Raw genomic sequence first — 20,041 nt, forward strand, 5'->3', positions numbered from 1 at the left:
GGTGTCTCCTCCCATCGTGCGCGCCGAGTGCGCGCTCGTGGCGGTGACGGTACGACGGGCGGCGGTGACGGTGCCTGCTAGACCTCGTAGGCGGGTGCCTCAGGCGCGGAGCGCTCGTTGGGGAGGAGCGGAAGCGCGACGCGGAACGTTGCCCCACCGCCGGGAGTGTCGAGCACGTCGATGCGGCCGCCGTGGTTGGCGACGATCGACGAGACGATCGCGAGCCCCAGGCCCGAACCCCCCGTATCGCGCGTGCGCGATGAATCGGCGCGGAAGAATCGGTCGAAGATTTTCTCCTTCAACTGCGCGGGAATTCCCTCGCCGTGGTCGACGACCGCGAGCGTCGCCATCCCCGCCGCGTCGTCGACAGCGACGACGAGCTCGATCGGGCTGCCGTCGGGCGTGAACCGCAGTGCGTTGCCAATCAGGTTCGTGACGACCTGGCGCAGCTTGTTTTCGTCGCCGGCGACGACGGCGCTGACCGGCGGCAACTCGGGCAGACTGAGCCGCCCCACCAACTTGGGAGCGGCGGCTGTCGACGCGGCCCGCCGTCTTGAGCGCAGTCGAGCGAGGGCCGCGCTCGCGCGTCGTCGGGGTGCACTGGGGCTGCCCGGCGCATCGTCGGTCTCGATCGCGGCCGGCAGGGCCGTGGATGCCGGTCGGTCATCGACGACAACCGTCACCGAGCGGTCCGGCGATCCGGCCATGGCGTCGAGCGCCGCGTCGCGCGCAAGAGGCACGAGGTCGACCGGCACCTTCTCGATCGGACGCTGCTCATCCAGACGTGCGAGTTCGAGCAGGTCGGAGACGAGGGAGCTCATTCGCATCGCCTCTTTCTCGATGCGCTCCATCGCCTGCGCGACGTCCTCCTCCTTCTGGATGGCCCCCATGCGGTAGAGCTCGGCGTAGCCGCGGAGGCTCACGAGGGGGGTGCGCAGTTCGTGACTGGCGTCGCCGACGAAGCGGCGCATCTTGCTGATGGTTTCGGCGCGGTCCGCGAACGCCCGGTCGATTCGCGAGAGCATCGTGTTGAGCGAACGGTTGAGTCGCCCGACCTCCGTGTTCGGGGTGGCGCCGGAGAGTCGCTGGCTGAAGTCGCCCCCGGCGAAGCGCGCTGCAGTCGCTTCGACTTCGCGCAGGGGGCGGAAGGTGGTCGTCACGAGCAGGCGCGTGATGGCGGCCGACATGATGACGACGACGAGGCCGAAGCCGAGGAAGATCGACGCGAACGAGCCGATCACGTTGTTCGTGTCGGAGAGGTTCGCGCCCACCACGAGCGTTGCCTGCTGTGACTCGCCCGTCTCGAGGTTCGTCACGAGCAGCGGATATGTGGCGACGCGCCACTGCGTGGTGCGATTCTCGCTCGTGAGCGTCACCCCGCCGTCGAGTTCGGCGACGAAGCTCGCCGTCAGCCGCGAGAGGTCGGGGGCGCTGTCGCGCGCGTAGTCCGCGACGTTGTCGTCGATGACGTCGCCCCGTGCATCCACCGCCCCGAAGTAGAACGGTGCGGAGAAGACCGACGGGGTGAGCGTCGTGAACTCGTCGAACTGGTCGGTCGTGAACTGCGCGCGTTCGCCGTCCTCGGAGGACAGCAGCTCCCGCAGCTCGGTCGCCGCCTGACTGATCTGGCGGTCAACTTCGTCGACCAGCGTGCGCTGCAGGGTCGTCAGAGTGCCCGTGCCGACGACGAGCAGGCCGAACGTCACGACGAGGACGGTGACGCCCGTGATCTTCGAGCGGAGAGAGATGCCCTCCCACCACTGACTCAGTTGCTCATGCATGGGTGTCGGCACTGGACGCGGCCGCGCCCGTCACTACTTCGATGCTTTGAGCATGTAGCCGAAGCCGCGCTTCGTCTGGATGAGCGGCTCGTCGGTGTGCTGGTCGAGCTTGCGCCGCAGGTACGAGATGTAGCTCTCGACGATGCCGGCGTCGCCGTTGAAGTCGTACTCCCACACGTGGTCGAGAATCTGCGCCTTCGACAGAACGCGGTTGGGGTTCAGCATGAGGTAACGCAGCAACTTGAACTCGGTGGGGCTGAGCTCGACAGTGACGTCGCCGATGGTGACTTCGTGCGTGTCCTGGTCCATCGTGAGCTCGCCGGCGCGGATGATCGCGTCGTCATCTTCCTGCATGGTGCGGCGCAGAATCGCCTTGATGCGGGCGACGATCTCGTCGAGGCTGAACGGCTTCGTGACGTAGTCGTCGCCGCCGACTGTCAGACCCATGATCTTGTCGTCGGTGTCGTCTTTGGCGGTGAGGAAGAGGATCGGGCTCGTGTAGCCGCTCGAGCGCAGACGCTTGGTGACGCCGAAGCCGTTGATGTCGGGCAGCATGACGTCGAGGATGATGAGGTCCGGCTCTTCCTCGAGAACGGCCGAGATGGCCTGGGCGCCGTTGCTCACCGCGCGAACGGCGAATCCGGCGAACCGCAGACTGGTCGTCAGCAGGTCGCGAATGTTGGGTTCGTCGTCGACAATGAGAATTTTGGGTCCGTCAGCCATGCCGCAAGTATCTGCGCGTGCACTGAGGGTTTCCTGAATGCCGTGCCGACAGCACTGGGATGCCCGGGGCGCGGTTCCAGAATCAGGCCGCGTAGTCGAGGGCGTGCGCGTCGAGAATTTCGTAGCTGTAGCCCTGCTCGGCGAGGAAGCGCTGGCGGTTCTGCGCGAAGTCTTGGTCGACGGTGTCGCGGGCGACCAGCGTGTAGAAGCTGGCGGGGATCCCGCTCTGCTTGGGGCGCAGCAGGCGCCCGAGGCGCTGCGCCTCCTCTTGGCGCGAGCCGAACGACCCCGACACCTGAATGGCGACCGTCGCTTCGGGCAGGTCGACCGAGAAGTTCGCGACCTTCGACACCACGAGTACCGGGGTCGTGCCGTCGCGGAATTCCTGGAACAGCCGCTCGCGCTCGTCGACGGGCGTCGAGCCGGTCAACTGCGGCACACCGAGCTCGTCCGCGAGCTCGTCGATCTGGTCGAGATACTGACCAATGATGAGGATGCGCTCGCCCGCGTGCCGCTCCACGAGCCGCTTCACGACATCCCGCTTCGCCGGCGCCGTTGCCGCGAGCCGATAGCGCTGGTCATCGGCGCTCGCCGCGTACTCGAGTCGTTCATCCGGCGGAAGGTCGACGCGCACCTCGAAGCATGCGGCCGGCGAGATATAGCCCTGCTGCTCGATCTGCTTCCACGGGGCGTCGAACCGCTTCGGTCCGATCAAGCTGAACACGTCACCCTCGCGGCCGTCTTCGCGCACGAGCGTCGCGGTGAGGCCCAGGCGACGCCGGGCCTGCAACTCGGCGGTGAGCTTGAAGACGGGCGCGGGCAACAGGTGCACCTCGTCGTAGACGATGAGACCCCAGTCGAGCGCGTCGAGGAGCGCCAGGTGCGCATACTCGCCCTTCCGCTTCGCTGTGAGGATCTGGTACGTCGCGATCGTGACGGGCTTGACCTCTTTGACCTGACCGGAGTACTCGCCGATCTCGTCGGCGGTGAGGGAGGTGCGCCGCAGCAGCTCGTCGCGCCACTGGCGGGCCGAGACGGTGTTGGTGACGAGAATCAGCGTCGTCGTGGCAGCCGATGCCATGGCGCCGGCCCCGACGAGGGTCTTACCGGCGCCGCAGGGCAGAACGACCACGCCAGAGCCGCCGACGAAGAACTGGTCAATGGCCTGCTGCTGGTACGGGCGCAGGCCCCAGTCGGCCGTGTCGAGATCGATCGGGTGCGGGGTGCCGGCTGTGTATCCGGCCAGATCGTCGGCGGGCCAGCCGATCTTCACGAGCTCTTGCTTGACCTGCCCGCGCGCCCAGGCCTGCAGGCGGTACGAGTGCTCGTCGAGACGGCCCTCGAGCAGCGGCGCGATGCGCTTGTTCGACGCGATCTCGGTGAGCACGGCGCGGTCAGTCGAGCGCAGCACGAGCCCCTCGTCATCGCGCTCCACCACGAGCCGCCCGTAGCGGCCGACGGTCTCGGCGATATCAATCGCCACCGACGCGGGCACGGGGAACTTCGAATACTTCTCCAGCACGGCGAGCATCTCGTCGGCGTCGTGGCCGGCCGCGCGGGCGTTCCAGAGTCCCAGCCGGGTGATGCGGTAGGTGTGGATGTGCTCGGGCGCACGCTCGAGCTCGGCGAACACGGCGAGGGCGTGGCGGGCGTCGTCAGCGTGGGGGTTCGCGACCTCGAGCAATACGGTTCGGTCGCTCTGCACGATGAGCGGGCCGTCAGGATTCATAACGGGCCAGTCTAGGCCCGCGACCTGAGAACGCCGCGCCCTACTCGGGCACCTCGAGCGCCGCGATGCTCGAGATGGGAAGGGTGCGCTCCACGTCGGCCGCCAGGTCTCGCCCGCGCACTCTCCCCGCCGCGATGCCGGTCGGTTCGAGGTCAAAGTCGCGCTCCGTACCGTCGGGAAGGCGCACGGTCACGTGCACGGGGAGCTTGGCCCGCAGTGCGAGCTCCCACTGGCGGGCGACCCACGCGTCGCCGCCCGCGGCGTCCGCGCTCGACGTCGCGCCGTGCAGCCGACGTGCGGCCTCGAGCACCGGGTCGCCTGCTGACGCCGCCGTCGCCGGCACGCGGGTTCCCGGCGCGCGTCCGCGACCCCGCGACGCGCGCGCCGGAGCGATGGGATGCTCGCCGTCCTCGGGCGCGGCCGGATAGCGCGCATCGATAAGGGTGCCGAGCACCAGACTCGGGTCGAGGCGACTGACGAGACGGTGCGGCCCCGTGCGCGTGAGCCCGAGCGGGGTGAGCGTTGCGTCGACGCTGAGGGTGTCGATCAGCGCTGGGTCGCCGCTGCGGATGCTCGTGGTGGCGGCGAGATCCGTCGCCTCGTCCGCCCCGAGCATCCCGACGCGGATGGAACCGTAGCGGCGCGCGGTCTCGTCGATGAGATATGCCACCGGTTGCGGAACGCCGGTGAGAGAGATCTCCGCGAGAAAGCGGGTGAGCGTGTCGGCGGTCTCGCCGCGCGCGATCGCCCGCGTGACGCTGTCGGCGCTCAGTCGGTAGCGGCCGGCCAGTCCGGCTGCTTCGACATCGGCGATACCCCGCAGGCGGTCATCGAGCTCGGCCGCGAGCGGGCCGGGCGAGACGATCGTGAGGTCGTGCTGCAGGTACACCTGGCGCACCTCGGGGGGCAGCAGCGGGGCGAGCGCGCTCGTGGCTGCGTCGCTACCGGCGCTCAGAAGCGCCGCTCCGACGGTGCTGGCGCGGCCACCAACCGTGATGCCGAGCAGCGCAGCCTGTCGGTCGAGAGCGTCGAGGCGCTCGGTGAGGAGGGCATCCGCGGCGGGGTACAGCCAGGCGACGAGCTCTGCCGTGCGGTCACCCGCCCCCGCGACCGCGCGGCGGGCCAACTCGACGCGCAAGGGGTCGGGGAGGGCGTCGCTCCACGAGACGGCAAGGGTCGCCCACCGGTCGCCGAAAGGCTGGGCTCGCCACCGTTCGGCGGTCTCAGTCGCGATGAGTTCGTCGGACGTGTCGGCCACAAGGTGGGCGCTTCGGGCGAGCGTCAGGTGGTCAGCGAGCGCCTCGTCGCTGATGGCGGCCTCGGCGGCGACGCGACGCGCGTCGGGGAGGGAGACGCCACCGCGGGCGAGCAGGCGGGCCGGCTCGCGATCGAGGGAGCGCGTGATTTCGCCGATGCGCACGACACACTCGAACGCGTGCTCCGCGGCGACCCGGTTGAGTCGAGCGATGTCGTCGGCGTCGACGGGTCGCAGGGGGCTGGGCGCCGGATCGTCGCACAGTGCAAAAGCCGACAGCTCGGGTGTGCCCGCGGTGCCGCGCCCCGCGAGTGCGGAGCCGACCGCAGAGGGTACGAGAACCGTGTCGTCGTCGAGTACGACGACGAGCCGTTCGGCCGCGATGGTCAGCGCCGCGACGACGTCGGCACTCGGCACGCCCAATCGGGTGGCGAGAGTGTCGAGGGCAACGCCACGGCCGTCCGGATCGAGTTCGACCGCGGTCGCCAACGCTGCGAGGGATGCACGGGGAAGGTCAGCGACGGCGCTCGCGATCGAGGCGTCGTCGAGCAACGCCTCGGCCAAGTCGAACAGGTCGTCAAGCGTCGCAGGAGACACGCGCCGGCGGCGAATCAGGGCGGCCAGCTCCGCCTCGTCGTACTGCCGCAGCCGGGCGGCGAGGGCGAGGGATGCCGGACTAGCCGCCGGCATGCTTGGCGGCGCGCGACCGCCGCACCGCGCTCACGATGAGCAGGGCGACGATGAGGCCGAACCCGATCGGCAGACTGATGAGCGGCAGCATGGTCACCCATGCCCATACGCCCGAGGTGAATTCGCGGGGGTCGAGCCCGGCTGACACGGCCGACATGAGGGCGATGAAGCAGCCCAGGCTGATGACGATAACGACGGCCACGAGGTAGGCGAGCACGCGCTCGGCGCGGTTACCCATGACGATCGACTCTTCTGGCATACGCCCAAGGATAGGCCCGCGTGAGGAGGGCGGCCTAGCCCCCGCTCCAGGGGGCACGATGCGCCGGGTATCCTCTCAGGGACGCACCACACCACCGTCAGGAGTACGCGCATGCCCACCGGCAAGGTCAAGTTCTACGACCAAGACAAAGGCTTCGGCTTCATCGCCAGCGATGAGGGCGATGAGGTGTTTCTGCACGCCTCCGCGCTGCCCGCAGGGGCGACCGTGAAGGCGGGCACTCGTCTCGAGTTCGGCATCGCGGACGGCAAGAGGGGTGCGCAGGCGCTCTCGGTGCGCATCCTCGACGCAAAGCCGACGTTATCGGCGATGAATCGCAAGCCGGCCGACGAGATGGCGATCATCGTCGAAGACCTCATCAAGCTGCTCGACAACGTGGGCGGACGCCTCCGCGGCGGCCGATACCCCGACCGTGAACATGGCCGCAAGATCGCCGCCGTGCTGCGTAAGGTCGCGGACGACCTGGATGCCTGACGCGCCCGGTCCCGAAGCGCTCGAGGCCCTCAGCCGAGCGGCGCTCGCCGAGATCACGCCCGAGCGAACGGTGGGCCAACTGCGCGAGGCGACGGAAGCGGACGGTGCCGCGACACTGCTGTTCTCGACGACGATGGGCGGCTACCCCGGCTGGGTGTGGACGGTCAGCGTCAGCACGATCGACCCCGAAGCCCCGAGCGTGCTGGAGACGGAACTGATGCCCGGTGATGGAGCGCTCGTCGCGCCCGACTGGGTTCCCTGGGCCGATCGCATGGACGAGTTCCTCGCCCAGCAGGCCGCTGCGGAGGCGGACGCGGCTGACGACGACTCCGACGACGACGATGCCGACGAGCATGACCTGCATGACGATCACGACGCTGATGTGTTCGACGGCGTCGACATCGACGCGCACGCCGACGAGTTCGACGCCGACTCCCCGGGCTCTGTCGACGCTAGCGACGAGGACGACTGACGACGATCAGTCCGAGGGTGCCGAGCGCGATGCCGATTCCGGCCGTGACGAGCATCCCGAGGGTGTCGGCGGTGACGCCGGTGAGCGCCATGACGGCGACAGCCGCGATGGCGACGAGCCAGAGGGCGATGCCGACAAGATAGGCGAGCCGGTCGTTGGTCGCGAGCGGCTCCGGCTGGGGCCGGCGCTCGTCGTGTGGCACCCAGAGCCGCACGAGGCTATCCCGCCACTCGCTCGAGCACATAGTCGAGGCTGCGGATGAGCTGGCGGACGTCGTCGGGCTCGATGGCGACGAAGGTCGCGATGCGCAGCTGGTTGCGGCCGAGCTTGCGGTAGGGCTCGGTGTCGACGATGCCGTTGGCGCGAAGGGTGGCGGCGACGGTCGCCGCGTCAACGCTGTCGTCGAGGTCGATGGTGACCACCACGGGGGAGCGCTGCTCAGGGTTCGCCACGAACGGCGTCGCCAGCGGGTGCGACTCCGCCCAGTCGTACAGCAGCCCGCTCGACGTGGCCGTGCGCTCGCCGCACCAGGCGAGGCCGCCGGATTCGTTCATCCACCGTACCTGCTCGTCGAGCAGAACGAGCGTCGCGAGTGCGGGGGTGTTCAGGGTCTGGTCGAGCCGCGAGTTGTCGATCGCCGCGGTCAGCGACAGGAAGGGCGGGATGAATCGGTCGGATGCGTCGATCCGCTCGGCGCGTTCAACCGCGGCGGGGCTCATCAGCGCGATCCAGAGGCCACCATCGCCCGCGAAGTTCTTCTGCGGCGCGAAGTAGTACACGTCGGTCTCGGTGATGTCGATGTCGATGCCGCCGGCCGCGCTCGTGGCATCGACGACCGTGAGGGCGCCGTCATCACCGTGGATGCGCGTGACCGGGCTCGCAACACCGGTCGACGTTTCGTTGTGCGGGTACGCGTACACGTCGACGCCCGAGACGGGTTCGAGGGTTCCACGCGTGCCGGCATCGGTCTTGACGACGTGCGGTGCCTCCAGCCACGGCGCACGGGCCGAGGCGACGAACTTGCTGCCGAACTCGCCGAAGTCGAGGTGGCCGCTGCGGCGCTCGATGAGCCCGGCCGCCGCGATATCCCAGAAGGCGGTCGATCCGCCGTTGCCGAGCACAACCTCGTAACCGTCGGGAAGGCGAAACAGGTCACGAAGACCGGCGCGGACGCTGCCGACCAGTGCCTTCACCGGCTTCTGGCGGTGCGACGTACCGAGCAGATGAGCGGCGCCCGTGACCGCGGCGACCTGCTCGGGGCGCACCTTCGAGGGACCGCATCCGAATCGACCATCGGCGGGCAGGAGTTCTGCGGGGATCGTGATGTCGGCCATGCACGAATCCTACTGACCGCGCCCACCGGGAAGGTCTCGCCTGCCGCGAGCGTTTAGGCTGGTGATCGCGCTCCCTGGGGAGCCAGAACGCCGATAAGGAGTGGCAGATGACCGATCTCGTCGACACGACCGAGATGTATCTGCGCACCATCCTCGATCTGGAGGAAGAGGGCATCACTCCGCTGCGCGCGCGCATCTCTGAACGCATCGGACACTCGGGCCCCACCGTGTCACAGACCGTGGCGCGCATGGAGCGCGACGGACTGGTCAGCATTGAGGATGACCGTCAGCTCGCTCTCACGAGCGAAGGTCGGGCAAAGGCCACCGCGGTCATGCGCAAGCATCGGCTTGCCGAGCGGCTGCTCGCCGACGTCATCGGGCTGGACTGGTCACTCGTTCACGAGGAGGCCTGCCGGTGGGAGCACGTCATGAGCGAGCAGGTCGAGCGGCGAATCATCGCGCTGCTCGGGGACACCACCGAGTCTCCGTACGGTAATCCGATCCCGGGGCTGGAAGAGTTCGGGCTTCCCGAAGCCGAACCGTTTCTCGACGGCGTTATTGCCCTGCAGCACGCCCTTGCCGCCGGAACGCGGCACTGCACTGTTCGCCGCCTCGCCGAGCCCGTGCAGTTTGACCCCGACGTTCTGCATCAGCTTCACGAGGCGGGCGTCGTGCCAGGGGCGGAGGCGGTTATCCGCGCCGGAGACGGGGGGTACATCTCCGTCGAGATTGTGGGCCGGGCCGAGGCGATCGAGCTGCCGCCCGAGGTCGCGCAGCACATCTATGTCGCCGACTGAGCATTAACCACCATATGTGGGGGTCGCGCGTCGGCTTGTGACCTTTCCGTTACCTCGCGTACACTCGCCGAGTCGCCGCGTTACCCCACGTCGGCGGCTCCGACGCAGGACGCCCGCACCGCCCGTCTCCTGCCCGGACCGTGGAACACACGAAAACAGTGACGGGCCGCACGCATGGAGCGGCGAGGCGCAGGAGATTTCTCTTGATCCAAGGCACCCCCGGCGAGACCCCGCGCAGCACCCCGCGCGATGATGCCACCCCTCTTCGACGCCGCGACCTTCGCGCCGAGCGCACCGGCCTCGTTGTTCGCCCTCCCGTCGCTGCGCCGGCTGTCGCATCCAGCCCCTCAGCCGCTCGCCCCGCCCGCACCGCGGGAGTCAAGCGGACGGCCGTCAACATGGCGGTCATCACCGTCGCCACGGGGCTCATCGCCACTATGGCGCTGCCCGGAACCTCGCTCGTCGCCGACCCCGTCGCGAACGCCGAGAATTCGATCGCGAGCGGCAACGCTGAGGCGATCGCGCAGCTCATGGCTACCGAAGCGCAGAGTGTCGACGTCGCCTCCGACGTTGCCGTGGCCGCGGCTTTCCGTGACGACTTTGGCGCGACGACCGTCGAAGAGCTGGCCGCCGCGCGTGCCGCCGAAGAGCGCGCCGCGCAGATCGCGGCCGCCGCGGCGGCTCCTGCATACACCGGCCCCGGAGTCTCAGACTTCCTTGCGAATCCGCCCTACCCGGCCGTTGACCTGGATCAGGTGGTGCAGGTGGCGCTTCAATACCAGGGAACCCCGTACCTCTTCGGTGGCACTACCCCTGCAGGATTCGATTGCTCCGGATTCGTGCAGTTCGTGTACGCGCAGTTCGGCCTGGCTATTCCCCGCACGGTGGTCACTCAGGCTGCCTTCGGTACGCGCATTTCGCGCGAAGACGCTCGCCCGGGTGACGTCGTGATCATGCCCGGACACAACGGCTTCTACATGGGCAATGGCATGATCTTGGACTCGCCGCGAGCGGGCAGTGTTGTCAGTGTGCGCCCGATTTGGACCGACAACTACTACATCGTTCGCTTCGGCGCCTGACGCGCCGGACACTCGCGTGACGGGCGTCGTTCACCTTCGTGGGTTAGCCTGACCGCATCGACGCCATAAGGCGTCGGCCGAGGAGCGACCATGCGAGACCGACGCGACATCCAAACCGTGGATGCGCGCGCCGTTTTTCGCATAGTCGGCGGCGTTCGCGACATCGTGCCCTGTCACGCTGTCGCCGGAACAAGCACTGCTGTCTGACAGCAGTGCTTTTTTTGTGCCCACGCGGGGAGTGAACACCGAACTGCTCGACCGAAGCCGGTGTCGATATGGGACCGTCCGCAGGCCATGCGGGCCCGTCGACAGGAGAAGCCGTGCGCACACTCGTCCTCAACGCTGGATACGAGCCCCTCGCCGTCGTGTCGTTCCGCCGCGCCCTCGTGCTGGTGATGAACGGGAAGGCGAGCGTGCTTGCCGCCGATGGCGAGCATCCCGTCTTTGGGATTACCGATGCGTTCGACCGGCCCAGCGTGATCGTGCTGCGACGCTACGTCAAGATCCCGCACGCGCGGAAGGTGCCGCTCACCCGCCGCGGGGTGCTGCGGCGCGACGGCAACCGGTGCGCCTACTGCAGCGGCTTCGCCTCGACGATCGACCACGTGCATCCCCGCTCTCGGGGCGGTGCCGACTCGTGGGAGAACCTGGTCGCCTGCTGCCTGAAGTGCAACAACATCAAGGGCGACCGCACGCCGGCCGAGATGGGGTGGCAGTTGCGGGTGACGCCGAAGGCTCCGCACGGCACGGCGTGGCTCGTGCGCGGCATCGAGCGGCCCCAGCCACAGTGGGACGAGTACTTGGCGCCCGCGGTCGCGGCGTGAGGTTCTAGCCGGGCGCGACCCCGAGCATCCGGCGCAGTGCCTCGGCGCGGCGCCGAGCCGTGTCGCGTGAGATGGGCGCGCGCGGTTCGGCGACGTCGAAGCCGTGGTAGGCGCCCGGGATCGTGACGAGCTCGCACTCTGTGCCCGCTTCCTGCAGCGACGAGGCGTAGGCAACGTCCTCGTCGTGGAATAGGTCGGCGGTGCCGACGGCGATCCAGGTGGGCGGGAACCCGGCGAGGTCGGTGCGCCGTGCGGGCACAGCGTCGGTGGGCGGGTCTTCCGCCTGCTCGCCGAGGTACAGGCCCCACCCGAGGCGGTTGCTGGCGCCATTCCAGAGGCGGAGCCAGGGCGGGTCCGAGGCGCTTGGGTCGGCGGCCGTGCGGTCGTCCAGCATCGGGTGCAGCAGCGCTTGCCCCGCGAGGGTCAGCCTGCCGGCATCGACCGTGCGCGCGGTGACCGCGGCCGCGAGCCCGCCGCCCGCCGAATCACCCGTGAGTGCGATCCGCGCGCGGTCGACACGCGGATGCTCGGCAAGCCAGTTCAGCGCCGTCTCACAGTCGTCGAGGGGAGCCGGGTAGGGGTGCTCGGGGGGCAAGCGGTAGCCGACGCTCGCGACCACCGCCCCGAGCGAGTCAGCGAGCGTGCGGCACAGCGCGTCGGACCCTCGTGGTCCACCGATGATGAGACCGCCACCGTGAATCTGCACGACCGCGGGGAGCCCGCCGTGTGAGGGGGCGGTGGTCGGCCAGTGCACTCGCAGGTGGGCGCCGTCGGGAAGCGGCACGAGTTCGCCGCTGCGTGGAGGCTTCCCGGCACCCAGTCGGCCCAGCGCACGCAAGATTCGTCGGTTGCGCGCCGTCGCCGAGGTGCGCGGCATGAGGCGTGCCCGCGTGAGGTCGGGGTGGAACGAGGGGCCATCGGTGCCGCGAGCCATGCGGTCACTCTAGGCCGCACGGCCCGCGGACGGCACGTCGACCTACAGTGGCTTGCCGCCCGTCACCGGGAGGATCGCGCCCGAGACGTAGGTTGCATCGTCGGAGGCGAGGTACACGTACGCGGGAGCGAGCTCGGCGGGCTGGCCGGCGCGGCCGAGCGGTGTGTCGGCGCCGAACTCGGCGACCTTCTCCTCAGGCCAGTCGGTGGCGGGGATCAGCGGAGTCCAGATAGGGCCGGGAGCGACAGCGTTCACGCGAATTCCCGCGTCGCCGAGGTCTTGCGCGAGGGCTTTCGTGAAGGCGACCTGCGCGGCCTTGGTCATCGCGTAGTCGATGAGACCGGGCGAGGGGTTGAAGGCCTGGATCGAGGTCGTCGTGATGATCGACGACCCCTCGTGCAGGTGCGGGCGGGCCTCGGACGTCAGCCACAGCATGGAGTACAGGTTGGTGCGCATCACCCGGTCCCACTCGTAGGTGCTGATCGACTCGATGCCGTCACGGTCGTCCTGGTAGGAGGCGTTGAGTACGAGGATGTCGAGCCCGCCGAACGTGGTGACGGTGCGTTCGACAGCGTCACGGCAGAACCCTTCGTCACGCACGTCCCCGGCGATTGTCAGCGCGCGACGTCCGGCGTCGGTGATCAGCGCGGCGGTCGACGCGGCGTCAGCCTCTTCCTCGGGCAGGTGGATGATCGCGACATCGGCGCCCTCACGCGCGTACGCGATCGCGACGGCACGGCCGATTCCCGAGTCGCCACCCGAGATGAGTGCGCATCGACCCTCGAGTTTGCCGGTGCCCCGGTAGGTTGTCTCGCCGTGGTCGGGGGCAGGGCTCATCTGGTGGGTGAGGCCCGGCTGCGAGTCTTGGCTCTGCTTCGGGAATTCGTCGGGATGCTCGGAGCGGGGGTCGGTCGTGTCAGCCATAGTGGTGTCTCCTCTCGATCGGAAACGGCCACGATTCCAGCGCCCCGCGCATCCCGGCAAGGCATTCCCACGCGGCGCTCAGGCAGTCCATCGCGCCTAGACTGGTGGCGCCTGCCTCTGTAGCTCAATGGAAGAGCAGCTCCGTCCTAAGGAGAGGGTTGGGGGTTCGAGTCCCTCCAGGGGCACTGCTATTCCGGTCGGCTCTTCCGGTCGAGACGCAGCGAACTGACTTTCAAGCTCCCGAGAGCAGGACGAGCCCGAGGCGTTACGTGGGCCGATCCGGGGACTCGCGAGTCCCGTAACCGTGCCGAGTTTAGTTTTTCAGGCGGCTTCGTGGCACCGCTTGGCCTAACAGCACTTCGCTATTTCTCCGTCCTTTCATCAGGTCCGATACGAGCTCATCGATCGCCTCAGCGTGTGCGCCTGGAGTCTGTTCTGATGCGCGCACCCGAGCGGCCTTGGCCGCTGCGCGGAGTTGTTGCGGATCTTTGACAAGCGCCAAGAAAGCGGTGGCCAAGTCCAGCGCTGAGGTGCCCGGCGCGGCTACAGCGGCGTCTCCGAACTCGCGAGCAAGCACAGGGTCGCTCACGATGACTGGGCGGCCCGAGCCAAACGCTTCCAGCGCAATCATTGGCTGGTTGTCGAACCCGACTGACGTGATGATCACTGCGTCCGCGCTGGTAATGAGTTCTCGAACCCGCGCTGAGTCAACGCGGCCGTGGAAGGTTACCCCCGCTCTGGGCTCCGCCGACCCACCGGCGACGTGAAGCTGAACAACCTCCCGCCCGGCGGTTGCATTTGCAATCGAAATAGCTTCCACTGCCACTTCAAGTCGCTTTTCGGGCGCAAAGCGGGCCGCCCAGACCATCTGTAATGGTCGTGTGTTCGTCAACGAGAAGGTGGATGCTGGGACGGTGGTGTCGACCGGAGTCGTGTTTGATATCACACTTAGCCTCTGCACGCCCGCGGAGCGGAGAGTCTCCCCTTGGTGGTGAGAGGGTGAAACAACCCAGTCGGCCTGGCAAGCGGCGGCAAGTGTTGCTTGTCGCAGGGCGCTATCGAATGGACGTGCGGCGAGACGGCGCGGCGGCGCGAGAAGGCCGGTGGCGAATCGGTGGGCGAGCCGAAACATCGGGCTAAGCGGAGCAGCCCAGGCCGGGGCCCGCCAGAAGAAGGTATGCACGGTGTGAACTACGGGGATGCCTGCACGTTGGGCGACTCGCATTGCCGCGGCTGCTAGGCCGAACTCTGAATGGATCAAGACTGCATGCGGTGCAATTGCAGTGACTCGGTCGATGAGCCACGCCTTCAAGTGATTGTTCGCGACGTACAAAGGAAGTTGGACCGCAGGGAGTGCCCTGACAGTTGGGGGATCCATGAGCGCGACACCATCCTTACGCAGCTCTCGCGCGAACCGCGTGGCACCAGGAGCCAGCACGGTCACTTGATGTCCTGCTTGCGCGAGAGCGGAAGCCTGACGCATCACCGCGATTTGCGCCCCGCCGAGATAGGTTTAGGTCTATACACCCTTCCTTCGAACATCGGTCTTGAGTTCGAAATCAACCAAGACAACGCTTCTGTCGCTGCACCACAGAATGTGAGACCGTTTTGCTTTGATAATAGTTACAAACAGCGCCACTGGGCGGTAAACCAAAATTATTCTTGGATTGCTACCGATTGGTTTGGCAACGTGACTGCGACAGATACATGGATGGGTGGCTATGCTGACTACAACGACGCTACGGATCTTTGTCGTACCAGCTGGTGACGTCCCTCTGAGTGGTGGAGTTTCTCAACACCGTGCGGGATCAGCTTTTGGTGATTATGCCGCGTTCAGTTCCGGGATCGCCACCTCCTGTTCTGTTGCGTTGAGGAGTTTCATGGAGTGTTCGCTGAAGTAGCGGCGGTCGGCGCCGTCCCATTCGTCGTGTTGCTCGATCAACACGTGCCCGGCCAGGCGCAGTAGCGCGGCAGGGTTCGGGAAGGTGCCCACGACATCGGTGCGGCGTTTGATCTCTTTGTTGACCCGCTCCAGTGGGTTGGTGGACCAGATCTGTCGCCAGTGCGCGGTCGGGAACCCGGTGAAGGCGAGCAGGTCCTCGCGCGCGGTCTCGAGCATGTCGGCGATCTTGGGGTGGGAGCGGGTGAGCATGCGCGTGACTTCGTCGAACTGGGTGTTCACGTGCTCGGCGTCGGGTTGGGCGAAGATCGTGCGGATAATCGAGGCAACCATGGGGCCTGCAGTCTTGGGCACGTTCGCCAACACGTTGCGCATGAAGTGGACCCGGCATCGCTGCCAGGACGAGCCGTGGAACACGGTCTCGATCGCGGCAATCAAACCCGTGTGGGCGTCGGAGATGACCAGCTTCACCCCGGCAAGCCCACGAGCCTTCAACGAACGCAGGAACGTGGTCCAGAACGGTTGCGATTCGGTGTCTCCCACCTCGAAACCGAGCACTTCCCTGCGCCCGTCGGCGGCGATGCCGACCGCGACGACGACGGCTTGGGAGACCACCCGCCGGCCGACGCGGGCTTTGCAATAGGTCGCGTCGAGAAACACGTATGGGTAGGCCTGGTCGGCCAGTGGCCGGTCTCGGAACGCGGCGACGTCCTCGTCCAGGTTCGAACAGATCCGCGACACCTCGCTCTTGGAGATGCCGGTGTCAGCGCCGAGCGCTTTCACTAGATCGTCGACCTTGCGGGTCGAGACGCCGTGAACGTAGGCCTCCATCACGACCGCGAACAAGGCCTGATCGACTCGGCGGCGCCGCTCCAGCAGCGACGGGAAGAACGACCCCTGCCGCAGCTTCGGAACCCGCAACTCCAACTCGCCCGCAGTGGTCGCAAGGGTGCGCGGGCGGGTGCCGTTGCGTTGCGTGACACGATCCGGAGTGCGTTCGAACGGGGCGGCACCGATGAACGCAGCCGCTTCGGCATCGATCAGCTCCTGATAGAGCGTCTCGGTCGCAACCCGGATTCGGTCGGTGACATCGGTGAGTTTAAGTTCCCCGAGCAACTCGAGGAGGGCAGACTGGTCAAGAGCCATCGTGCGTATGTGTCCTTTCGTGAGATTCCTAGACAGTTCTCCCTGACCATCGCACGATGGCTCACCACGTCAACGACGCGACACTCGAGCCCGAGAATTACACCACCCCAGGGGACGTCACCCTACCAGCTCAATCGCCGTAGGTTTGCGATACCCGAAAGACTTGAGTTCCAGCGGCGGTGCGTTCCCGCTGACTACGCTCGATCTCATAATCATCGCGCCCCGAGGGCTTGCCTCCTCGAACCTCTTCTCGGGTAACGTGCAAGCAGTCTCGTCGCAATATTGCATAGAAACCGGGAACTGGATGGCGTACACCGACTGTATGGGGGTCACTCCGATCCAGAGTGTTTGGGGAGGGTCGCCCGCTGGAACATACAATCGCTCTACACTCTCGTCTTCGCGCGGGTGGTCGATCCCTTCCCGATGCTGGAACACGTACAGCGTGAACTCCAAGGCCGACACCGTAAGTTCAACGTCGTGTTTCGCGACGGATTGATCTCTTGATTAACTCGATAAAACGGGCCCGATCCCGTTCGATCCCGGTTTGGATCGTGGGGGCGGCGGCGGGAGTGTCTCTGTTCGTTTCTCCATTCTGGAGTTCGCTACTCAATGGCGAACTAATGTGGGTCTGTGAGGGGACGCCCCGCCTTGAAGTCGATACTTCCTGTTTTTCAGATCATCGTCTCTTGTTGGTCGGTGCTGTTTTCATGTTCTTGCTTCAATGTGGATGTATCGGGGGCGTTCTCGTCGTAGCGTTGAATGTGTCGCGCCGAGAAATGGGGCACCGCGCGCTCGCAGCGGGAGCAGCACTACCGCTTGCGCCGCTGGCGGTGGCTGCGCTATTTACGACGAGCTCGCAGCTGACAACTTCGCCCGCTCTCTGGACGACGCTTGCTTTGTGCCTTGGCGCGGCGGTTGTAGCGACCGTTGGTTCTCGGGTCCGGCGTCGTGGTGTTCAAGTCGCGTGCTTGGGGATGTGCGTCTTGCTCTTGACTCTGTCGACGCTGAGTGTTTTCGCCGCCATTCCCGCAACGAGTTTGGCCATCGGTGTAGTGCTAGCCTGGGGTGCCGAACATTTCACCACTGGCGGGACAGTGGACTGATTTTGATTCCGATATTTATAGCATCCTCGATTTGTATGTTTTCGGAGCAACCCTACCGGCTCGATGGGCGAACGTGTTCGGAAGTCGAGATAGCGGCGACGCATTCCTTTCCGGCTTTTGGCAAAGACGATCCTTGGCCGGCGCAAATCACTTGCCAGGCCGCACCCCTCTCTGGAAATATTTACTTGTGGCAAGCCAGCCCAGTGCCGACATGGACGGCGTTAGGTGTTGGGTTGCTTGAGGCTGGTGCCGTATGGGGCGATCCGACAATTGGGACGCCGCGGGATGCGGAGTCGGCGATATCAAGGCCCTGAGACCGCATCGACTTCTGCTATTTATCGAGGTCCAATGGTCCGGGTGTTGGAGCGGACTGTCGGACGGGTCAGGAATTTCCGGTGTCCAAGAGTCGCCGTCGAAAGGGCCAAGACTAGTTTTTGAAGAATGCTTCCGTTGGGAGAGTTGAGCAGCTAGATTCAAAGCCCGAAGAAAGGACTCGCCTCATGAACGCGTTCCAGAAGGTTGCCACAACCAAGATGCCTGGTACCTGCCGCTGCGTCTGTCCTGACTGCAAGAGCGGGCGACACTGCTTTCAATATGTGAATAACTGCGGGATGGTCCGTTAACCGCAACCCCGTTGGGCTAGTAGTCTCTTGACTCATTAGCGCTCTCCGCGCATAGTCAAGGGGCAATGGCCCCGCATGACACCGCACTATTTGACCCCGCTGCAAGCGCCGACTGGCTCAGACCAGACGACGCCTGGTTCAAGCGTGTCTCGGAGCTTGAATTGTTGCCGCTTGGCGAGAAAGTGCACCTCGTTCGCTTAGCCTCGATCCACCGATGAGTCGGGGTGTTGAGCGGCGTCGTGACATAGAAATGCCCCTCTGACCGGGAAGAATAGAGCTTGCTTAGGGTTCTGTTCGTCTAGTCGGAGAGGCATCTCGTAGATGCAATTCAAGCACGCCCCCACCGCGGTGTCCGTGGTCTTCGATGATCCGAATCTCGTGTCGGCTGCGGGCCTGGTTCCGATGCTTCGGCTCGCGCAGTCGGCTGGGCTGGCGGAGCTCGCTCAGGGGCGGTTGAGCGTCCCGACGGACAAGGGTGCCAATGCGGGCGCGAAAGTCTCCGCGCTGGTCGCGGGGATGCTCGCCGGCGCGGACTCGATCGACGATATGAACCTGCTCCGCCACGGCGGGATGGGGCGGCTGTTCGACCGAACCTATGCCCCGTCGACGCTGGGGTCGTTCCTTCGGGAGTTCCGGTTCGGGCACGTCCGCCAGCTCGACGCCGTCGCCTCCCGGGTCCTGCAGGGCCTGACCTCTCAGGCTCCGCTCCTGCAGACCCGCGTTGGTGAGCGGGTGATGGTCGATCTGGACGACACCATCATCGAGGTCCACGGGTATCAGAAGCAGGGCGCCGGGTTCGGATACTCCGGAGTCCGCGGACTGAATGCCCTCCTCGCCACGGCCTCCACGAGCGCGTCCGCTCCGGTGATCCTCAGCCAGCGGCTGCGGCAGGGGAAGACTGGCTCCCCGAAGGGCGCGGCGAGGATCGTCGGCGATGCCCTCGCGACCCTGCGCCGCGCCCGCGCCGGGGAGCGCCCGTTGCTGCGCGCGGACTCCGCGTTCTACGGATACGCGACTGTTGGCACCGCGCTCAAAGCTGGCGCAGACGTGTCGGTCACCGTCCGGATGGACCCCGCAGTGAAGGCCGCGATCACCACGATCAGCGAGGATGCGTGGACCACAATCGAATACACCGACGCGATCCGCGACGAGACCACCGGGCAATGGATCTCCAAAGCGGAAGTCGCAGAGATCCCGTTCACCGCGTTCCGGTCCAGGAAGAAGTCCAAGCAGATCGCCGGCAGGTTGATCGTCCGGCGCATCCCCGACCTCAACCCGAAGAACATCGACGCGCCGACGCTGTTCGACACCTTTCGGCACCACGCGTTCTTCGCCACTACCGACAAGGACGACATGGACACCGTCGCCGCGGACAAGACCCACCGCGGTCACGCGATCATCGAGCAAGTCCACGCCGATCTCAAGAACGGCCCGCTCGCGCACCTGCCGTCAGGGGCATTCGCCGCGAACAGCGCCTGGCTCGTCCTCGCCGTCATCGCGTTCAACCTCACCCGCACCGCCGGCGTGATCGCCGACCACGCGGGACGCCTTGCCAGAGCGACGACCGCGACGATCCGCCGCACCCTCATCCACGTCCCGGCACGGCTGGCGCGCTCCGCACGCCGGATCACGCTGCACCTGCCCGAGGCCTGGCCCTGGCAGAACGCCTTCCACCGACTGTTCACGATCACGCACGCGCCCCCACCCGCCGCGACCCCCTGACCACCGCCGCTACCGCGGCACGACCGAGGAGCCAGTGGACGACCGGGACGCGACGCCCGGAACTCAGCCCTGCCCTCGACACTTCACCACACGCCGATCACACCGACCCGGCCCACCCAAGTCTCATCGGTGGATCGAGGCTTAGCCCTGCAGCGGCAGTGGATCTGCGGGACTGTCTGAATAACGGTGTGTGGGGTCCGGCCTGATCCGAAAGGAGACGGCCGTGGCTGACACGACCGAGTTGTTGGAAGACG

The 20,041-nt window shown here is 66.6% G+C and carries 18 protein-coding genes and 1 tRNA gene; 8 read left to right on the top strand and 11 right to left on the bottom strand.

Annotated features, from left to right (window positions below):
- Positions 1-77 precede the first annotated feature (77 nt).
- The 5 genes from CPY97_RS03100 to CPY97_RS03120 form a co-directional block, all read right to left on the bottom strand.
- The gene (locus tag CPY97_RS03100) at positions 78-1,781 is read right to left on the bottom strand and encodes a sensor histidine kinase (protein ID WP_096423301.1); all 1,704 of its coding nucleotides are present in this window, start codon (positions 1,779-1,781) and stop codon (positions 78-80) included.
- A gap of 33 nt (positions 1,782-1,814) precedes the next feature.
- The gene (locus CPY97_RS03105; protein ID WP_096420744.1) at positions 1,815-2,504 is read right to left on the bottom strand and encodes a response regulator transcription factor; all 690 of its coding nucleotides are present in this window, start codon (positions 2,502-2,504) and stop codon (positions 1,815-1,817) included.
- An 82-nt stretch (positions 2,505-2,586) separates the two neighbouring features.
- A complete protein-coding gene (locus CPY97_RS03110) occupies positions 2,587-4,233 on the bottom strand; it encodes a DNA repair helicase XPB (RefSeq protein WP_096420745.1) in 1,647 nt (548 codons plus the stop codon).
- A 40-nt stretch (positions 4,234-4,273) separates the two neighbouring features.
- Entirely contained in the window at positions 4,274-6,178 is a 1,905-nt protein-coding gene (locus CPY97_RS03115) for a helicase-associated domain-containing protein (protein ID WP_096420746.1), read from the bottom strand.
- Positions 6,165-6,437 carry a multidrug ABC transporter ATPase gene (locus tag CPY97_RS03120; RefSeq protein ID WP_096420747.1) on the bottom strand — a complete coding sequence of 91 codons (273 nt, stop codon included), beginning with the start codon at positions 6,435-6,437 and terminating at the stop codon, positions 6,165-6,167. Before CPY97_RS03120 ends, CPY97_RS03115 begins: the two co-directional genes overlap by 14 nt.
- Before the next feature lie 111 nt (positions 6,438-6,548).
- On the opposite strand from CPY97_RS03120, the gene CPY97_RS03125 reads away from it, so the two are divergent.
- Positions 6,549-6,929 (top strand): cold-shock protein, encoded by a 381-nt coding sequence (locus CPY97_RS03125; protein ID WP_096420748.1) that lies wholly within the window; start codon positions 6,549-6,551, stop codon positions 6,927-6,929.
- Entirely contained in the window at positions 6,922-7,401 is a 480-nt protein-coding gene (locus CPY97_RS03130; protein ID WP_161494050.1) for a DUF3027 domain-containing protein, read from the top strand. The genes CPY97_RS03125 and CPY97_RS03130 overlap by 8 nt, the downstream gene beginning before the upstream one ends.
- On the opposite strand, the gene CPY97_RS03135 is transcribed toward CPY97_RS03130, so the two are convergent.
- Together CPY97_RS03135 and serC are read right to left on the bottom strand one after the other, a co-directional pair.
- Positions 7,382-7,603, bottom strand: a complete 222-nt coding sequence (locus CPY97_RS03135) for a DUF2530 domain-containing protein (protein WP_150129171.1) — start codon at positions 7,601-7,603, stop codon at positions 7,382-7,384. The two genes, CPY97_RS03130 and CPY97_RS03135, sit on opposite strands and share 20 nt — an antisense overlap.
- A gap of 16 nt (positions 7,604-7,619) precedes the next feature.
- Positions 7,620-8,735, bottom strand: a complete 1,116-nt coding sequence (gene serC / locus CPY97_RS03140; RefSeq protein ID WP_096420751.1) for a phosphoserine transaminase — start codon at positions 8,733-8,735, stop codon at positions 7,620-7,622.
- Between the two features lie 107 nt (positions 8,736-8,842).
- On the opposite strand from serC, the gene CPY97_RS03145 reads away from it, so the two are divergent.
- From CPY97_RS03145 to CPY97_RS03155, 3 genes are all read left to right on the top strand, one after another.
- Entirely contained in the window at positions 8,843-9,532 is a 690-nt protein-coding gene (locus tag CPY97_RS03145; protein ID WP_096420752.1) for a metal-dependent transcriptional regulator, read from the top strand.
- A gap of 203 nt (positions 9,533-9,735) precedes the next feature.
- Positions 9,736-10,611 carry a C40 family peptidase gene (locus CPY97_RS03150; RefSeq protein ID WP_096420753.1) on the top strand — a complete coding sequence of 292 codons (876 nt, stop codon included), beginning with the start codon at positions 9,736-9,738 and terminating at the stop codon, positions 10,609-10,611.
- A gap of 320 nt (positions 10,612-10,931) precedes the next feature.
- Entirely contained in the window at positions 10,932-11,435 is a 504-nt protein-coding gene (locus CPY97_RS03155) for an HNH endonuclease (RefSeq protein WP_096420754.1), read from the top strand.
- 4 nt (positions 11,436-11,439) lie between these two features.
- Here CPY97_RS03155 and CPY97_RS03160 read toward each other — a convergent pair whose 3' ends face one another.
- Positions 11,440-12,369: an alpha/beta hydrolase gene (locus CPY97_RS03160; RefSeq protein ID WP_096420755.1), complete on the bottom strand. Its 930-nt coding sequence runs from the start codon at positions 12,367-12,369 to the stop codon at positions 11,440-11,442.
- Between the two features lie 42 nt (positions 12,370-12,411).
- On the bottom strand, positions 12,412-13,293 hold the full coding sequence (locus CPY97_RS03165; protein ID WP_096420756.1) for an SDR family oxidoreductase: 882 nt from the start codon (positions 13,291-13,293) through the stop codon (positions 12,412-12,414).
- Between the two features lie 113 nt (positions 13,294-13,406).
- On the opposite strand from CPY97_RS03165, the gene CPY97_RS03170 reads away from it, so the two are divergent.
- Positions 13,407-13,478 (top strand) — tRNA-Arg (locus tag CPY97_RS03170).
- A 128-nt stretch (positions 13,479-13,606) separates the two neighbouring features.
- Here the strand turns inward: CPY97_RS03170 and CPY97_RS13790 are convergent.
- Complete coding sequence (locus tag CPY97_RS13790) at positions 13,607-14,776, bottom strand: glycosyltransferase family 4 protein (RefSeq protein ID WP_096420757.1); 1,170 nt, start codon at positions 14,774-14,776, stop codon at positions 13,607-13,609.
- On the opposite strand from CPY97_RS13790, the gene CPY97_RS13500 reads away from it, so the two are divergent.
- Positions 14,741-15,061, top strand: coding sequence for a hypothetical protein (locus CPY97_RS13500; RefSeq protein ID WP_162495427.1), 321 nt, complete (start codon positions 14,741-14,743; stop codon positions 15,059-15,061). The two genes, CPY97_RS13790 and CPY97_RS13500, sit on opposite strands and share 36 nt — an antisense overlap.
- A gap of 54 nt (positions 15,062-15,115) precedes the next feature.
- Here the strand turns inward: CPY97_RS13500 and CPY97_RS03180 are convergent, their stop codons facing one another.
- Positions 15,116-16,339: an IS256 family transposase gene (locus CPY97_RS03180; protein WP_096420758.1), complete on the bottom strand. Its 1,224-nt coding sequence runs from the start codon at positions 16,337-16,339 to the stop codon at positions 15,116-15,118.
- Between the two features lie 2,047 nt (positions 16,340-18,386).
- Between CPY97_RS03180 and CPY97_RS03190 the strand changes: the two genes are divergently transcribed.
- Positions 18,387-19,787, top strand: coding sequence for an IS1380 family transposase (locus CPY97_RS03190; RefSeq protein ID WP_096420760.1), 1,401 nt, complete (start codon positions 18,387-18,389; stop codon positions 19,785-19,787).
- Positions 19,788-20,041: the final 254 nt, after the last annotated feature.

The organism is Microcella alkaliphila, assembly GCF_002355395.1.
Lineage (GTDB): Bacteria > Actinomycetota > Actinomycetes > Actinomycetales > Microbacteriaceae > Microcella > Microcella alkaliphila_A.

Excerpts from the sequence above, each read along its gene's own strand:
- CPY97_RS03120 (WP_096420747.1), bottom strand. The coding sequence starts at position 6,437 with ATGCCAGAAGAGTCGATCGTCATGGGTAACCGCGCCGAGCGCGTGCTC.
- CPY97_RS03160 (WP_096420755.1), bottom strand. The coding sequence starts at position 12,369 with ATGGCTCGCGGCACCGATGGCCCCTCGTTCCACCCCGACCTCACGCGG.
- CPY97_RS03145 (WP_096420752.1), top strand. The coding sequence starts at position 8,843 with ATGACCGATCTCGTCGACACGACCGAGATGTATCTGCGCACCATCCTC.
- CPY97_RS03180 (WP_096420758.1), bottom strand. The coding sequence starts at position 16,339 with ATGGCTCTTGACCAGTCTGCCCTCCTCGAGTTGCTCGGGGAACTTAAA.
- serC (WP_096420751.1), bottom strand. The coding sequence starts at position 8,735 with ATGGCCGACATCACGATCCCCGCAGAACTCCTGCCCGCCGATGGTCGA.
- CPY97_RS03115 (WP_096420746.1), bottom strand. The coding sequence starts at position 6,178 with ATGCCGGCGGCTAGTCCGGCATCCCTCGCCCTCGCCGCCCGGCTGCGG.
- CPY97_RS03190 (WP_096420760.1), top strand. The coding sequence starts at position 18,387 with ATGCAATTCAAGCACGCCCCCACCGCGGTGTCCGTGGTCTTCGATGAT.
- CPY97_RS03165 (WP_096420756.1), bottom strand. The coding sequence starts at position 13,293 with ATGGCTGACACGACCGACCCCCGCTCCGAGCATCCCGACGAATTCCCG.
- CPY97_RS03130 (WP_161494050.1), top strand. The coding sequence starts at position 6,922 with ATGCCTGACGCGCCCGGTCCCGAAGCGCTCGAGGCCCTCAGCCGAGCG.
- CPY97_RS13500 (WP_162495427.1), top strand. The coding sequence starts at position 14,741 with ATGTCCTGCTTGCGCGAGAGCGGAAGCCTGACGCATCACCGCGATTTG.
- CPY97_RS03100 (WP_096423301.1), bottom strand. The coding sequence starts at position 1,781 with ATGCATGAGCAACTGAGTCAGTGGTGGGAGGGCATCTCTCTCCGCTCG.
- CPY97_RS03125 (WP_096420748.1), top strand. The coding sequence starts at position 6,549 with ATGCCCACCGGCAAGGTCAAGTTCTACGACCAAGACAAAGGCTTCGGC.
- CPY97_RS03110 (WP_096420745.1), bottom strand. The coding sequence starts at position 4,233 with ATGAATCCTGACGGCCCGCTCATCGTGCAGAGCGACCGAACCGTATTG.
- CPY97_RS13790 (WP_096420757.1), bottom strand. The coding sequence starts at position 14,776 with ATGCGTCAGGCTTCCGCTCTCGCGCAAGCAGGACATCAAGTGACCGTG.
- CPY97_RS03105 (WP_096420744.1), bottom strand. The coding sequence starts at position 2,504 with ATGGCTGACGGACCCAAAATTCTCATTGTCGACGACGAACCCAACATT.